The sequence below is a fragment of the Thalassovita sp. genome (genome assembly GCF_963691685.1).
Classification (GTDB): domain Bacteria; phylum Pseudomonadota; class Alphaproteobacteria; order Rhodobacterales; family Rhodobacteraceae; genus Thalassobius.
The window spans coordinates 2,186,973-2,200,477 of the sequence record NZ_OY829290.1; the positions used below are offsets into that span (position 1 = coordinate 2,186,973).

The following is a 13,505-nucleotide window of genomic DNA, read 5'->3' on the forward strand; positions in this document are numbered from 1 at the left end:
CCGATCAAAACGCCAAGATAGGACGCGACACAATGGATTTTCAGACACTTGCCAGCCACGCCAAGCGCACGCAGGGTCGTCATATTCTGGATCTCTTCAAAGATGCCGGGCGCGCCATGGCGTTTTCGACCCATGCCGACGGCCTGTTGTTTGACTATTCCAAAACCAATCTTGATCGTGACGCGCTTGAGTTCCTGCTGGCCGAGGCTGAGCGCGCCGGGTTGGCCGAAAAGCGCGATGCGATGTTTTCCGGCGCCAAGATCAATGAAACCGAAGGGCGTGCCGTGCTGCACACCGCCCTGCGCGCGGCCTTTGGTACTGTGGTTGAGGTCGACGGCGAAAATGTCATCCCCGGTGTGCGGGCCACCCGTGACCGAATGGCAGAGTTTGCCAATGCGGTGCGCGACGGCAGCTATATCGGGCAGGGCGGCAAGATCACCGATGTGGTAAATATCGGGATCGGTGGCTCGGATCTGGGTCCGGTGATGGCGGTGAAGGCGCTGGCGCCGTATTGCAATGGGCCACGGTGTCACTTCATCTCCAACATCGATGGGGCGCATCTGGCCGATGTGCTGAAAGGGCTGAATCCGGAAACCACGTTGGTGATCGTGGCCTCTAAAACCTTCACTACGATTGAGACCATGACCAATGCGGCCTCAGCCAAGGCCTGGATGGAAGCACTGGTCGCGGACCCCGGCGCCCAGTTTGCGGCCCTGTCCACCTCAGCCGAAAAGACCGCCGATTTTGGCATCGATGCCTCCCGCGTCTTTGGGTTTGAGGATTGGGTCGGTGGCCGCTACTCCATGTGGGGGCCGATTGGGCTGAGCCTGATGATCGCCATTGGCCCTGAAAATTTTGCAGACTTCCTGGCCGGCGCGCGTGCGATGGACGATCATTTCCGCAAAGCGGATCTGCGTCAGAACCTACCGGTGCTGCTGGCGCTGGTTGGCATATGGCATCATCAGGGGCTGGGCTATGCCACCCGCGCGGTGCTGCCCTATGAACAGCGGCTGGAACGGCTGCCCGCCTATCTGCAGCAGCTGGAGATGGAGAGCAACGGCAAGCGTGTTTCCATGGATGGGGCGGATCTGCAATCGGTCAGCGGCCCCGTGGTCTGGGGGGAACCGGGCACCAACGGACAACATGCGTTTTATCAGCTGATCCATCAGGGCACTGCCATTGTGCCTTGCGAATTTATGGTTGGCAAACAGGGGTTTGAGGCTGATCTGAGCCATCACCATCACCTGCTGGTCGCCAATTGTCTTGCCCAGTCTGAGGCCTTGATGAAAGGCCGTTCATTGGCCGAGGCGACAGAAATCATGGCCGCCAAGGGCCTCACCGGGGATGAGCTGGATCGTCAGGCCCGTCACCGCGTGTTCCCGGGCAACCGCCCGTCCATCACGCTGATTTATGACAAGCTGACGCCTTTTGTTCTGGGCCAGATCGTGGCGCTCTATGAACATCGCGTCTTTGTCGAAGGGGTGATGCTGGGCATTAACTCTTATGACCAATGGGGTGTGGAGCTGGGCAAAGAGCTGGCGCTGGCCCTGGGGCCGGTGCTGTCGGGTGAAGAGGTGCCGGACGGCAAGGATTCCTCAACCCGTATGCTGGTCCAACACCTGCAAAGCTGACCCGTTGGATCTGTGGCGCAGCCTAGGTGGGCTGCGTCTTGAGCTTGGGAATGTCGAAATCCGGCGGGGCAAGGGTGAAATCCTCCCACCGGAAACCCGGCGCAACGGTCACACCGGCCAGTGTGAACGCCCCCAAACACTCGGTGCGCTGCCAATAATCTGGCCCAACCGGAATTTGCGGCCGTTCGCCAGCGGAAAAATCCGTTCCCAACACCCGATCCTGCCGCGGCCCATAGTGCGTCGGCGATGAAGACACCAGAAGCGGCGCACCATAGTAGTGATGCCACAGCGTGTCGGAGCTTTTGCGGTGCCAGGTGGTGATATCGCCCTGTTGAAACAGCACGTAAATCGTGGTCGCTAGCGCGCCGGTCTGTTCGGGGATTGTCCAGGTTCTGGAATAGAACCCTCCCTCCGAATGGGGGGAGAGGCCAAGCATGTCGATGAGGTCTTTTGCATCCATACCCTATTATTCTAGGGCGTTTGATGGATTGCGGTAAATACGGTATCAGGGTGACGTTGGGGCAGGTTCACCCAATCGCCTCAACCGGGAATGCTAAACCCCGGCTCCGCCAGCACAAATTTCTCAAACAAAAATCCGGGCGACACGGTGCAGCCAACCAATGTGTAGGCGCCGGTACTGCGCGCCGCCTGCCAATGGTTCACCGGCACAATCAGTTGTGGTTCCTGACCCGCGGCCAGATCGGTGCCCAGCAGGTGATCCACCGCCGGGCCTTCTTCGCTGGCCGCCATCGAAAGGATCAGCGGCGCCCCGGCGTAGTAATGCCAGATTTCAGCTGCGTCGATCACCCGGTGCCACAGGCTCTGTTCACCTTCCTTCAACAGAAAATAGATGCTGGTGCCGGCGGCGCGTTCATCTTCGCCCGCCTCAGCCACCCAGGTTTGCCGGTAATGGCCGCCCTCGGGATGGGGATCCAGTTGCAAATGATCGATAATGGCTTGCGCGTCCATGTCTAACCTGTAGCGTTCGGAAGTAACTGAGATCAGGAGTAGTAGATGGCGCAGAAGATCGCAATTGTCGGGGCAGGATTGATTGGGGCTGCACTGGCGTTTCAGCTGACCCGGCGCGGCGCTGAGGTGACGGTTCTGGATGCCGGCCTGCCGGGCCAGGCAGCATCTGGGCGCAGCTTTGGCTGGCTCAATGCGTCCTTCTTTGCTGATGAAGATCATTTCCGTCTGCGTCTTGCAGGCATGGAGGCCTGGCGCCGATTGAAGGCCGATGTGCCGGAACTGTCGCTGCGCTGGCCCGGGGCGCTCTGGTGGGAAGAACAGGGTGAGGGGCTGCACAGGCTGCACCGCGATCTTGGCGCTCTGGGCTATCCGGTGGAGTTGATGGCGGCCGCTGAGGTCAAGAAACGCCTGCCGGATCTGGCGACCGTACCGGAGGAGGCATTGTTGTTCCCGGCCGAAGGTGCCGCTGAAACGGGGGAGGTTGTGGCGCAGCTCTTGAAGGCCGCGCAGGCCAAAGGCGCCCGGGTCATTGCCGGGCTGCGCGCCACAGGTTTGATCGAACGGTCTGGCCGGATTGCCGGGGTCGAGACCACCTGCGGCCCCGTAGCCGCCGATCAGGTGTTGATCTGTGCAGGCACTGGCGCGGCGGCGCTGCTGGACCCGCTTGGTATCAAACTACCGATGCTGACCCGTCCCGGTGTGTTGATGCGCAGCCGACCGCTGCCCCGCATCATGGATCAAATCCTCGTCACGCCGCAGCTGGAATTGCGGCAGGATCCCAGCGGCCGGTTGCTGTTCCCAACCTCGCCCGGCCATCAAGGCGACACGGCGGAGGCGATCCCGGACCTGATGCCCCTGCTTGCAGATGCCGAAGCGCGGTTGCAGACGCTGTTCCCCGCGCTGCAACCAGAATGGGAACAAGCCATGGTCGCGCCACGACCGGTGCCCGGTGACGGCTTGCCAGCGATTGGTGCCATCGGCCCGCGGGGCCTCTACCTGTCGGTGATGCACTCCGGCGCAACGCTGGCGGCGATTGTGGCGGAGATTGTCGCGGAGGAGCTGAACGATGATCCCCGCGCGCCATTGCTGAAACCCTATCGCCCGGATCGGTTTCAATAACCGCCGGACGCGTTGGGTTACAGCACTTGCCATTCGGTGAAGCTGGCGGCCTCACCGCGTTTGACACCAGCGGCATCCAGCAGCGGCCAGATCACCGCATTGCGGATCTCAAACCGGGTGCCCGAGGCGCTGATGCGTATGCCGTGGTAATTCTCGATAAACCCTTTGGCGCGCATTTCAGCAAACATCGCGTCCCGCTGCGCGCGATGCGCGGGCTCCGCCGTCAGACGTGAGGGTAGGGTGGTCAGCTGATCCCAGCCCATCTCCCACAGGGTTTGCGCGGTCACATTGCCATAGGTCAGCACCGGATCTGCCGCCCCGTCATGGCTCAGCACTACTGCGTCACTGTGATACAGCGCTTCTGCGCTTTCCGCCAAGGGACGCCCAAGCAGGCGCTCATAGCTCGCCATCATCAAAGCGGCATGGTCTGCCTGGAATTGGTTTTCGGGGGATGGGATCTGCATGGGGCCTCAGGTGTTTTCCCTGTGGTTTAGGCGCGGGATCGCCGCAGGTCCAGCCAAAGCCGCAGGGCCCTGTGCCGTTCGAGCCAGATCAACACCGCAAGGTTGGTCATCAGACCTAAAGCGGAGGCAACAGTGAAGCTGTCAACGAAAGGCACATCAAACAACTGCCGCCCGGCGGATATGTAGTGCCGTGCCGTTGCAACGGTCAGTCCCAGCGCAAAGGAAAGCCGCATCAAACTTTGATGCCACATGAAATGTCGTACCCGCGCCGCTTGGATCGCTGCGAGGATGGCCACACACATGGCAAGGCAGATGGCCCAAGTCACAGCGATGGTCAGGGTGCCGCCCAAGGCCGGGAAGGCAAAGACCATATACATCACTCCCAGCGATGAGGTTATCGCCGTCCAGCAATAGGTGTATCCGACCCAACGGTGCAGATGCCGGTTCCGTCGCCAGGTGCTGTTGAATTGCAATGGCCCGATCACGAAGAACACGACCCCAGGCACCAGATGCACTAAGACCGCAACGGGATGGTCGGCATAGCGCTGATCCACCAAAGGCAGCGCGCTGTGGCTCTGCAATACAAAATGCATCCGGTCAACGCTGTCGCGCAGAACCGGCCAACTGAACAGCCACAGAGTAAGTGTTAAAATCCAGGGGTGCATTTTATGTGCCGCCTTCGCTCGGTGCCAGATCAGCACAGCCCGGGGGCAATTTCCAGCACAGATCGCCAATGCACCCTGCGACCAAACCGCCTTTCAATGTTCCCCAAATACTCCCGCCGGAGGCGTCCCGGCCTCATTCGCGCACTCACCCCCGCATAACAAAAAGGGCGGGCACGTGGCCCACCCTTTTCAATCGCTTCTTGGTGTCCTGAATTTACTTCAGGACCGAACGACCCGCGTATTCGGCGGTTTCGCCCAGCACTTCTTCGATGCGGATCAGCTGGTTGTATTTTGCCAGACGATCCGAGCGTGACAGCGAGCCGGTTTTGATCTGGCCGCAGTTGGTGGCAACCGCCAGGTCCGCGATGGTGGCGTCCTCGGTTTCGCCCGAGCGGTGCGACATCACATTGGTGTAGCGCGCGCGGTGGGCCATATCGACGGCCTTCAGCGTCTCGGTGAGCGAGCCGATCTGGTTCACTTTCACCAGCATCGAGTTGGCCACGCCCTGCGCAATGCCATCGGCCAGACGCACCGGGTTGGTCACAAACAGGTCGTCGCCGACTAGCTGCACCTTGTCACCGATCTTGTCAGTCAGCAGTTTCCAGCCTTCCCAGTCGTCTTCGTCCATGCCGTCTTCGATCGAGATGATCGGGTAATCGGCGCAGAGGTCGGCCAGGTACTGGGCGTTTTCTTCAGACGACAGCGATTTGCCTTCGCCAGCCAGTTCGTATTTGCCGTCTTTGTAGTATTCAGACGAGGCGCAATCCAGCGCCAGGTAGATGTCTTCACCGGGTTTGTAGCCGGCTTTTTCGATCGACTTCATCACGAAGTCCAGTGCCACGCGGGTGCTTTCCAGCGCCGGGGCAAAGCCGCCTTCGTCACCGATGCCGGTGTTGTAGCCTGCCGAGGACAATTCCTTTTTCAGAGTGTGGAACACTTCGGCGCCCATGCGGATCGCTTCGCGGATGTTGGCCGCAGAAACAGGCATGATCATGAATTCCTGAATGTCGATCGGGTTATCGGCATGCTCCCCACCGTTGATGATGTTCATCATCGGCACCGGCAGGACACGGGCCGAGGTGCCACCAACATAGCGGAACAGCGGCTGCGAGGTGAAATCGGCGGCGGCTTTGGCACAGGCCAGCGAGACGCCGAGGATGGCGTTGGCACCCAGGCGACCCTTGTTCGGGGTGCCGTCCAGATCGATCATCGCCTGGTCGATGGCCACCTGTTCTGTGACATCCATGCCCACCAGTTCTTCGGCAATTTCACCGTTCACCGCGGCGACGGCTTCCAGCACGCCTTTGCCCAGGTAGCGGTCTTTGTCACCGTCGCGTTTTTCCACCGCTTCATGCGCACCGGTCGAGGCGCCCGAGGGCACGGCCGCACGGCCCATGGTGCCGTCTTCCAGGATCACGTCCACTTCAACAGTGGGGTTGCCGCGGCTGTCGAGGATCTCGCGGGCGTGAATGTCGATGATAATGCTCATGGGCCAGTTTCCTTTGTAAAAAAGACCGTTCACGCGGCTTTTAGAACGCTGCGGCACAGGGGAAAAGGGGGCAGATGCATGTTTGCGCTCACCCGTGGTGAAAAACCCGCAATTGGCGGAAAATCAGGGGAAATACCGCAATGGTTTGATCAAAATCAGACCAATATTTGAGACATTTTCGCCCGGATTTTTGCAAAAATGTCATGCGCTAACATTTTTCCGAATCTGTCGCGCCAGATGGCGTTCGCGCAGGTAGGTGTAAAACCCGGATCCGATGATCAAAGCGGCGCCAAGATAGGTCATCAGATCGGGGCGTTCGCCCAGGATCAGCATGCCCAACCCCATGGAGAAAACCATGCGGGTGTAGCGGAACGGCGCCAGCGCGGAGGCATCACCGATCCGGGTTGCCATCACGATGGCGTAATAGCCAACCATGCCGAAGAAAATCGTTACCGCTGTGATGCCCCAGTCATTGCCACTGAGGCCGACCGGCGCATTGCCCATGAACAGCATCAGCAGGGGCCCGGTGATCAGTAGGGAGCCGAAGCCCTGAAACGCCACGACGGAGGATCGGGTGGCGGCGGGCAGGCGGCGCGAGATTACATCGCGGGCCGAAATGGTCACCACGGCCCCCAGAACCAGCAGGGTGGCAGGATCAAAGCTGGTGGTGCCGGGACGGATGATCAGCAAAATGCCAAGGAAGCCGACACAGATCGCGGCCCAACGGCGCCAGCCCACCGTTTCGCCCAGAAACAGCGCCGCCCCTAGGGTGATCGCCAGTGGGCTTGCCTGAAACACCGTAGCAAAGGTCGACAGCGGCACCAAAGCCAGTGCAGACACGATAAAGACCGCCGCGACCCCTTCGCAGCTGGTGCGCAGATAAAGCACGCCATTGCCCTTCAACGGCGGCAGCAGGCTGACGCCTTCACGGCGCGCCATCAGGGCAAAGAAAAACGCACCACCGCCGCCCAGCAGGGTCAGAACCTGACCTGCGGGCATGACGCCGGTCAGCTGTTTGATGAACAGGTCCTCAATGGCGAAACACACCATGGAAAAGACCATCAGCGCGATGCTCTGCAGATTGTTCATTATGTGCGCTCCTCCTGCTCCCTCAGCCCTGTTAGGGCTTTGCAGTCACAGGGACAAGAGGCGACAGGACGTTGGGTCAGCTTTGCGGTTTGCTGATCGGCACGCCGTAGAGTTCCAGCTTGTGCCCCTTCAGTCGGTAGCCAAGCTTTTCGGCGATTTTTTCCTGCAATTGCTCAATCTCGGGATCGCAGAACTCAATCACCTCGCCCGAGTTCATGTCGATTAGATGATCGTGATGTTCCCGCTCGGCGTCCTCATAACGGGCGCGGCCATCGCCAAATTCGTGTTTGTCCAGAATGCCCGCTTCTTCGAACAGCTTCACCGTCCGGTAGACGGTTGCGATGGAAATGCGGGGATCGCGGGAAGAGGCGCGGGCATAAAGCTCCTCCACATCGGGGTGATCCGCCGATTCTTCCAGAACCGCCGCGATGGTGCGGCGTTGCTCGGTCATCCGCAGGCCCATGGCTTCGCAGCGTGAGATGATCGTTTCGCTCATTCCTGTCCCCAAATCTGATCACACCCAGCAGGTCTGATGTCGTGCCGTTCTTGTTTAGCCCGCTGCGTGGCTGTTGGCCACAGGTAGCTTCAACAGGGGGCAGCGGGCGGCGCTGATACCTGCGTCACCTCTTGGGGGCAAGCGGATTTGCCGGCCATGGCGCCAAATGTCACGCCGCAAGCAGATCGACCCAGACGGGCAGGTGATCTGAGGCCACGCGCGCCGGTCTGGCCTGATGCACCTTGGGTTTTTCAAAACGCAGATCTTTGCTGAGGGCAAAGCGGTCCAGTCCGGCAACCGGACGCGGCGCCGGATAGCTGGGGGCGGATTTCAGGATGGTCATGCCGTGGGTGATGGCCTGCAGCGGCCGCATTGATCCCCATTCGTTGAAATCGCCGGCAATCACCGTGGGCAGGTCACTCAGCCGATCCAGATGGCGCATGATCGAGGCCAGTTGGCGATGCCGGTTGCGCCGCAGCAATCCCAGATGGGTGCCGACAACCCGCAGCGGGCCAAGGGGCGTTTGCAGATCTGCGCGAATGGCGCCGCGTGGCTCCAGCCCCGGCAGTTCGATATGGGCGGTGCTCAGCAATTCGATACCCGGGCGGGCCAGCATTGCGTTGCCATGCCAGCCAAGGGAGCCATCGACCTGACCAAAGGGCAGGATGTGCCAGCCGTGATCTTCGACCAGATCATGCGGCAGGGCGGCTGGTCGCGGCGGCAAGCGTTTGTCCGCCTCCTGCAGCACAACCAGATCGGCGCTGATGGCGTCAATCACCTGCAGGCTGCGCCCCGGGCGTCGGCGCAGGTCCAGCCCGACGCATTTTTGTAAGTTGTAGCTTGCAAGACGAAAACGCTGTACCATCATACCTTTAAGATATGATTGATTTGAGGAGTGTGAACCCTGTTTCGAGAACAAACACTGCTTGCGCGGATCATTTGGCTGATCTTGCTGATTTTCGCTGTGGCCGAGCTGTTTGTCGGCAACTGGCCGGCCGCTTTTGTTGCACTGATGACGCTACTGTTGTCTATGGCCCCGCTTTACGTGGCGCGTTGGGCCGAGGTGGTGGTGCCACCCAGTTTCATTTTAGCGATTGTGCTCTTTGTCGGCGGCACGCTGTTTCTGGGGGAGACCTTTGATTTCTACGAAACCTTCTGGTGGTGGGATATCGTCATGCATGGCGGTAGCGCCGTTGGCTTTGGCCTCATCGGATTTGTGTTGGTTTTCATGATGTTCCAAGGCGATGCTTTTGCCGCACCTCCGATCGCGATGGCGTTCTTTGCCTTTTGTTTTGCGATGACCATCGGGGCGTTCTGGGAAATCTTTGAATTTGCCATGGACCAGATGTTTGGCCTCAATATGCAAAAATCCGGTTTGATGGACACGATGGGGGATCTGATCGTGGATGCGATCGGCGCCTTTATTGGCGCCAGTGCCGGGTGGCTCTACCTGAAGTACCTGACGCATGACGGTCCGCGCCGCGGTTTGCCCGCTGTGATCGCCGAGTTCATTGCAAAGAATCCACGCTTTTTCAGCCGTAAAAACAATCGTTAAGCAGGGCAAGTTAAACTGGTTCAGGTGCCGCAGAAGGTCGCCTGAACCACCTCATCCGGCTGCGGTGGATAGGTCAGCTCCATCGCCTCCGGCTGATCCTCATAGGGACGCGCCAAGACCTGCATCAACCGCTCAAACGGCGCCATATCGCCGGCAACCGCGGCTTGGATCATCTGCTCCACCCGGTGATTGCGTGGGATGATGGCGGGGTTCACCGATTGCATCAGCGCTTCCGGCGCGTCTTCCTCCGCAATGCGGGCCCGCCAAGTGGCTTCCCACGCGTCAAAGGTTGTAGGGTCGGTAAACTGATCCCGTGCAGCTTCTCCAGATAGGGATCTGAATGTATTGGTGAAATCCGCTCTCTGGTTTGCCATCAAGACCAGCAGTTCGCTGACCAAGGCTTCATCCCCGTCGCGCGGGTTGGAAATGCCGATCTTGGCGGCAAAGGTCCGGCGCCAGGCGTCACGGATCATCGCCGGCATCGCGTTCACCGCCTCTGTGAACTCCTTCACGGCGCTGTCGGTGTTTTCGACCAATGGCACCAGAGAGGAGGCAAACTGCGCCATGTTCCAGCCGATGATGTTGGCCTGATTGTCGTAAGAATATCGCCCCTGATGATCGATGGAGCTATAGACGGTAACCGGATGATATGTATCCATAAATGCGGCTGGTCCGAAATCAATCGTTTCACCCGATAGCGCGGTGTTATCGGTGTTCATCACCCCATGGATGAAACCGATGGACATCCATTTCACCACCAGATCCACCTGCCGTTCGATCACCGCCTTGAGCAGCGCCAAGGGGCTGTCCGCCGCCGGATAATGGCGCGCGACAGTGTAGTCATAAAGGGCGCGTAAACCGTCGTAGTCGCCGCGCGCATAGAAATACTGAAAGGTGCCCACCCGGATGTGGCTGCCGGCCACACGGGTCAGGATCGCGCCCGGCAGGCCGGTTTCGCGCTGAATGCGATCCCCGGTGGCCACAGCCGCCAAGGCACGGGTGGTCGGGATGCCAAGGGCATGAAACGCCTCACTCAGCAGGTATTCCCGCAGCACCGGCCCCAGCCAGGCCCGGCCGTCGCCATTGCGGGAATAGGGGGTGCGACCGGAGCCTTTCAGCTGGATATCACGGCGCTCTCCGTTTGCGTCCAGCACTTCGCCCAGCAAAAGGGCACGGCCATCGCCCAGCTGCGGGGAAAACCCGCCAAATTGATGCCCGGCATAGACCTGTGCCAGCGGATCCGCGCCATCTGGCACCTGATTGCCGGAAAACACCTGCGCCAGTTCCGCGTCAGTCCCGGTTGTTATCTCTAGCTGAGCGGCCAGATCATGGTTAAACGCCAAGAGAGTGGGCGCGCTGACCGGGGTTGCGGATTGGCGGGTGAAAAAGCGATCCGGCAGGGTGCCGTAGCTGTTGTCAAAGGGGATATGCAGGGTCATGTGGGGCAAGCTAACGCCCCACACAGCAAAGGCAATCCAATTCGATCAGCTTTCACGGGTCATCAGCACATAGCCGTCCCGCGGGGTGAAATGCAGCCGTTTGTAAAACCGCTGCGCCGCCTCATCGTCCGCACGCACTTCGAGGTGCAGCGCCTTCAGGCCCGCGCTTGCCAGCGCTTTGGGCAGTTCGCTCAGCACCTCATGGCCAATGCCTCGACCACGCACGGATTCGCGCAAGAAAATCTCATCCACCGTGCCATCAAGACCGCCGAACTCAATCGACCAGCCAAAGCTGATCACCACATAACCGATCGGCGCCATACGCGGGCCGATCAGATAGGCGACGCCCAGCGGGCTGCCCTCCAGCAGCGGCATCAGGGCCGCGATGCGATGATCCTGACTGACGGTGATGCCCATATGATCGTGAAACGCCGCCACCAGAGGCAACAGCTTTTCCAGATCTTCCGGCCGGGCGAGGCGCAGCGCGGTCACAGCCGGGCAATCCGCTCAGCGATCAGTGCGAAGAACCCGTCAGAGTCTACATCGCCCATGAAGGTCGCATTGGCAGGCCGGTCGGTCACGCCCCACCAATCGGCCACGGTCATGCCCATGGTCAGCTCGGACTGGGTTTCAATTTCCACATTGATGTGGCGGCCTTTGAACAGCTCAGGCCTAATCAGATAGGCGGTGACGCAAGGATCATGCAGCGGCGCCCCGTCGGAGCCGTATTTTTCCTTGTCAAACCGTTCAAAGAAATCGGTCATTTCGGCCACGGCGATCCCCACACGGTTGCCGATATTGCGGAAGGCATCATTGCGCGCCGGGGTGACCAGCGCCTTATGGGTGACATCCAGCGGCATGACCACAATCGGAACGCCTGATTTGAACACGATATCAGCGGCTTGTGGGTCGACGTAGATGTTGAACTCGGCGGCTGGGGTGATGTTGCCCACCTCAAAGTAGGCGCCACCCATCAGAACGATTTCCTGCACCTTTTCAACAACATCGGGCGCTTTTTCAAAGGCGGTGGCGATATTGGTCAGCGGCCCCAGCGGGCAGAGTGTAACCGTGCCAGAGGCCTCAGCGCGCAGCGTGTCGATGATGAAATCAACACCGTGCTGCTCCTGCAGCGGCATGGTGGGATCGGGCAGCACCGGGCCGTTCAGGCCAGTTTCGCCATGCACATGTTCGGCGGTGACCAGCGGGCGGCCCATCGGGCGATCACAGCCGGCAAAAACCTTCACATCTGGGCGGCCGGCCAGTTCGCAGACCCGGCGCGCGTTGCTTTCGGTCAGCGACAGCGGCACGTTGCCGGCCACAGCGGTGATGCCAAGCACCTCGATCTCCTCCGGGCTGCCCAGCGCCAGAAGAATGGCAACGGCGTCGTCCTGTCCGGGATCCGTGTCGATGATGATTTTGCGCTTGTCCATATCCGCCTCCTTGATGGAGCGCGGAGAGTGACCTTATTGCGCCCGGATGTCCAGACAGGAGAGTTGCGGCAGCGGGGGAAATTCGGCGAAACTCCGCGCCTCTCAATTAGCGTTCGGTCACCTGCTCCAGCCGGTCGCGGAAGGCTTTGAAGCGGCGGTTGGCCTGCGCCCAGGGGAAGGCATAACTGGGGTCGGGAACCGCCCAGCCGTCGCCGTAGTTCTGGACCAGAACATCGGGTGCGTTGCGCGGAATGGGCAGGCCAGTGATCGGGCAAACCTCTGTCGGCAACACGTGATCGGCTGCAAGATCGCCACAACAATAGGGGTAGACGTAAAGCTGACCGGCTTGGATCCAGGCTGGGAACAAATCGATGTTGCAGGGACCTTCGGTGGTCAGCTTGCGCATCGCCGGATTGCGCGGTGGATTCGGGCTGAGCAGGCCCTGATCGGCCAGCTGGACCGTGATCTTGTGCCAGGTCTCTGCGGCCTCTTCCTGGCTATTCGCCTCGAACACCAGAGCCAGATCCACATCGTCGTCATGTGGGATCAACTTGCCATCCCGCACCACCCCAAGGAGGGTTCCGGAATTGAGGAAGGCCTGAAACCCAAGCGCCTGAAGTTTTACAATGCCGTCGCCGACTGCGGACCAAATCTCATCATGATCCATGTCCTGAAAGGAACGGTGGAAAAACAAACCGTCCAGCTGGTCGGGACCAGGGCAGGCGTATTTCAAAACCTGTTCAAATTGCTGATAGGTTTCTGGCTGCCCGGCCTCGATCCCGGCGCGAAAGAGGCGAAACAGGGGTTTCTGGGCCTGACGGGCGCGGCCGCCGCGGGCCATGGTCGACAGGATGCGTGCCTGCAAAAATGCAGGCTCCTTGTCCAGTTCCGGATGCTCCTCGGCCAGTTCGCCCAGTTCGATCACCATCGCGCGGGGGCGGTAGCCTGCCTGAGGTGTCAACAGATGTGCGAGGGCCAGCTTGCGAATATCTTCGGCGCGACGGCGGGCCTGCGCTAGGGCTTTGGAAGGGCGATCCATAACTTCACCTGTTGGGAAATATAACTGCTCAATCAGGAACCTATCTAAGGCGATCCCCCTGCCGGGTGCAAGCACCCAAGCCGTGACCTGCCAAGCAAAACGGGCCCCGAAGGGCCCGCT

At 60.1% G+C, this 13,505-nt stretch carries 15 protein-coding genes; 3 read left to right on the top strand and 12 right to left on the bottom strand.

Translation table 11 applies throughout. From position 1 onward, the window contains the following. Window positions 1-32 precede the first annotated feature (32 nt). Window positions 33-1,631, top strand: coding sequence for a glucose-6-phosphate isomerase (pgi, locus tag ACORLH_RS10675; RefSeq protein WP_321832655.1), 1,599 nt, complete (start codon window positions 33-35; stop codon window positions 1,629-1,631). Between the two features lie 22 nt (window positions 1,632-1,653). Here pgi and ACORLH_RS10680 read toward each other — a convergent pair whose 3' ends face one another. Together ACORLH_RS10680 and ACORLH_RS10685 are read right to left on the bottom strand one after the other, a co-directional pair. Beyond that, window positions 1,654-2,091, bottom strand: a complete 438-nt coding sequence (locus tag ACORLH_RS10680) for a cupin domain-containing protein (RefSeq protein WP_321832656.1) — start codon at window positions 2,089-2,091, stop codon at window positions 1,654-1,656. Window positions 2,092-2,171: 80 nt separating this feature from the next. Further along, the gene (locus ACORLH_RS10685) at window positions 2,172-2,600 is read right to left on the bottom strand and encodes a cupin domain-containing protein (RefSeq protein ID WP_321832657.1); all 429 of its coding nucleotides are present in this window, start codon (window positions 2,598-2,600) and stop codon (window positions 2,172-2,174) included. Between the two features lie 45 nt (window positions 2,601-2,645). On the opposite strand from ACORLH_RS10685, the gene ACORLH_RS10690 reads away from it, so the two are divergent. Continuing rightward, complete coding sequence (locus ACORLH_RS10690) at window positions 2,646-3,719, top strand: FAD-dependent oxidoreductase (RefSeq protein ID WP_321832658.1); 1,074 nt, start codon at window positions 2,646-2,648, stop codon at window positions 3,717-3,719. Window positions 3,720-3,736: 17 nt separating this feature from the next. Here ACORLH_RS10690 and ACORLH_RS10695 read toward each other — a convergent pair whose 3' ends face one another. From ACORLH_RS10695 to ACORLH_RS10720, 6 genes are all read right to left on the bottom strand, one after another. After that, a complete protein-coding gene (locus ACORLH_RS10695; protein WP_321832659.1) occupies window positions 3,737-4,183 on the bottom strand; it encodes an MEKHLA domain-containing protein in 447 nt (148 codons plus the stop codon). Window positions 4,184-4,209: 26 nt separating this feature from the next. Next, window positions 4,210-4,848 carry a DUF2306 domain-containing protein gene (locus ACORLH_RS10700; RefSeq protein ID WP_321832660.1) on the bottom strand — a complete coding sequence of 213 codons (639 nt, stop codon included), beginning with the start codon at window positions 4,846-4,848 and terminating at the stop codon, window positions 4,210-4,212. A 214-nt stretch (window positions 4,849-5,062) separates the two neighbouring features. Further along, window positions 5,063-6,337, bottom strand: coding sequence for a phosphopyruvate hydratase (gene eno / locus ACORLH_RS10705; RefSeq protein WP_321832661.1), 1,275 nt, complete (start codon window positions 6,335-6,337; stop codon window positions 5,063-5,065). A gap of 201 nt (window positions 6,338-6,538) precedes the next feature. After that, window positions 6,539-7,426 (bottom strand): DMT family transporter, encoded by an 888-nt coding sequence (locus ACORLH_RS10710; protein ID WP_321832662.1) that lies wholly within the window; start codon window positions 7,424-7,426, stop codon window positions 6,539-6,541. A gap of 76 nt (window positions 7,427-7,502) precedes the next feature. Continuing rightward, complete coding sequence (locus ACORLH_RS10715; RefSeq protein ID WP_321832663.1) at window positions 7,503-7,922, bottom strand: Fur family transcriptional regulator; 420 nt, start codon at window positions 7,920-7,922, stop codon at window positions 7,503-7,505. Between the two features lie 169 nt (window positions 7,923-8,091). Next, window positions 8,092-8,790, bottom strand: a complete 699-nt coding sequence (locus ACORLH_RS10720) for an endonuclease/exonuclease/phosphatase family protein (RefSeq protein WP_321832664.1) — start codon at window positions 8,788-8,790, stop codon at window positions 8,092-8,094. 81 nt (window positions 8,791-8,871) lie between these two features. On the opposite strand from ACORLH_RS10720, the gene ACORLH_RS10725 reads away from it, so the two are divergent. After that, window positions 8,872-9,477, top strand: coding sequence for a hypothetical protein (locus tag ACORLH_RS10725; protein WP_321832665.1), 606 nt, complete (start codon window positions 8,872-8,874; stop codon window positions 9,475-9,477). 20 nt (window positions 9,478-9,497) lie between these two features. Here ACORLH_RS10725 and ACORLH_RS10730 read toward each other — a convergent pair whose 3' ends face one another. The 4 genes from ACORLH_RS10730 to ACORLH_RS10745 all read right to left on the bottom strand — a co-directional run bounded on the left by ACORLH_RS10730 (window position 9,498) and on the right by ACORLH_RS10745 (window position 13,385). Continuing rightward, window positions 9,498-10,916 (bottom strand): protein adenylyltransferase SelO, encoded by a 1,419-nt coding sequence (locus ACORLH_RS10730; protein ID WP_321832809.1) that lies wholly within the window; start codon window positions 10,914-10,916, stop codon window positions 9,498-9,500. A gap of 45 nt (window positions 10,917-10,961) precedes the next feature. Next, window positions 10,962-11,408, bottom strand: a complete 447-nt coding sequence (locus ACORLH_RS10735) for a GNAT family N-acetyltransferase (protein ID WP_321832666.1) — start codon at window positions 11,406-11,408, stop codon at window positions 10,962-10,964. Continuing rightward, window positions 11,405-12,346 carry a nucleoside hydrolase gene (locus tag ACORLH_RS10740; RefSeq protein WP_321832667.1) on the bottom strand — a complete coding sequence of 314 codons (942 nt, stop codon included), beginning with the start codon at window positions 12,344-12,346 and terminating at the stop codon, window positions 11,405-11,407. The genes ACORLH_RS10735 and ACORLH_RS10740 overlap by 4 nt, the downstream gene beginning before the upstream one ends. Before the next feature lie 106 nt (window positions 12,347-12,452). Continuing rightward, window positions 12,453-13,385, bottom strand: a complete 933-nt coding sequence (locus tag ACORLH_RS10745; protein WP_321832668.1) for a LicD family protein — start codon at window positions 13,383-13,385, stop codon at window positions 12,453-12,455. Window positions 13,386-13,505 lie beyond the last annotated feature (120 nt).

Coding starts and splice junctions, on each gene's coding strand:
- ACORLH_RS10695 (WP_321832659.1), bottom strand. CDS start 4,183: ATGCAGATCCCATCCCCCGAAAACCAATTCCAGGCAGACCATGCCGCT.
- ACORLH_RS10710 (WP_321832662.1), bottom strand. CDS start 7,426: ATGAACAATCTGCAGAGCATCGCGCTGATGGTCTTTTCCATGGTGTGT.
- ACORLH_RS10680 (WP_321832656.1), bottom strand. CDS start 2,091: ATGGATGCAAAAGACCTCATCGACATGCTTGGCCTCTCCCCCCATTCG.
- eno (WP_321832661.1), bottom strand. CDS start 6,337: ATGAGCATTATCATCGACATTCACGCCCGCGAGATCCTCGACAGCCGC.
- ACORLH_RS10685 (WP_321832657.1), bottom strand. CDS start 2,600: ATGGACGCGCAAGCCATTATCGATCATTTGCAACTGGATCCCCATCCC.
- ACORLH_RS10715 (WP_321832663.1), bottom strand. CDS start 7,922: ATGAGCGAAACGATCATCTCACGCTGCGAAGCCATGGGCCTGCGGATG.
- ACORLH_RS10745 (WP_321832668.1), bottom strand. CDS start 13,385: ATGGATCGCCCTTCCAAAGCCCTAGCGCAGGCCCGCCGTCGCGCCGAA.
- ACORLH_RS10720 (WP_321832664.1), bottom strand. CDS start 8,790: ATGATGGTACAGCGTTTTCGTCTTGCAAGCTACAACTTACAAAAATGC.
- ACORLH_RS10700 (WP_321832660.1), bottom strand. CDS start 4,848: ATGCACCCCTGGATTTTAACACTTACTCTGTGGCTGTTCAGTTGGCCG.
- pgi (WP_321832655.1), top strand. CDS start 33: ATGGATTTTCAGACACTTGCCAGCCACGCCAAGCGCACGCAGGGTCGT.
- ACORLH_RS10690 (WP_321832658.1), top strand. CDS start 2,646: ATGGCGCAGAAGATCGCAATTGTCGGGGCAGGATTGATTGGGGCTGCA.
- ACORLH_RS10740 (WP_321832667.1), bottom strand. CDS start 12,346: ATGGACAAGCGCAAAATCATCATCGACACGGATCCCGGACAGGACGAC.
- ACORLH_RS10730 (WP_321832809.1), bottom strand. CDS start 10,916: ATGACCCTGCATATCCCCTTTGACAACAGCTACGGCACCCTGCCGGAT.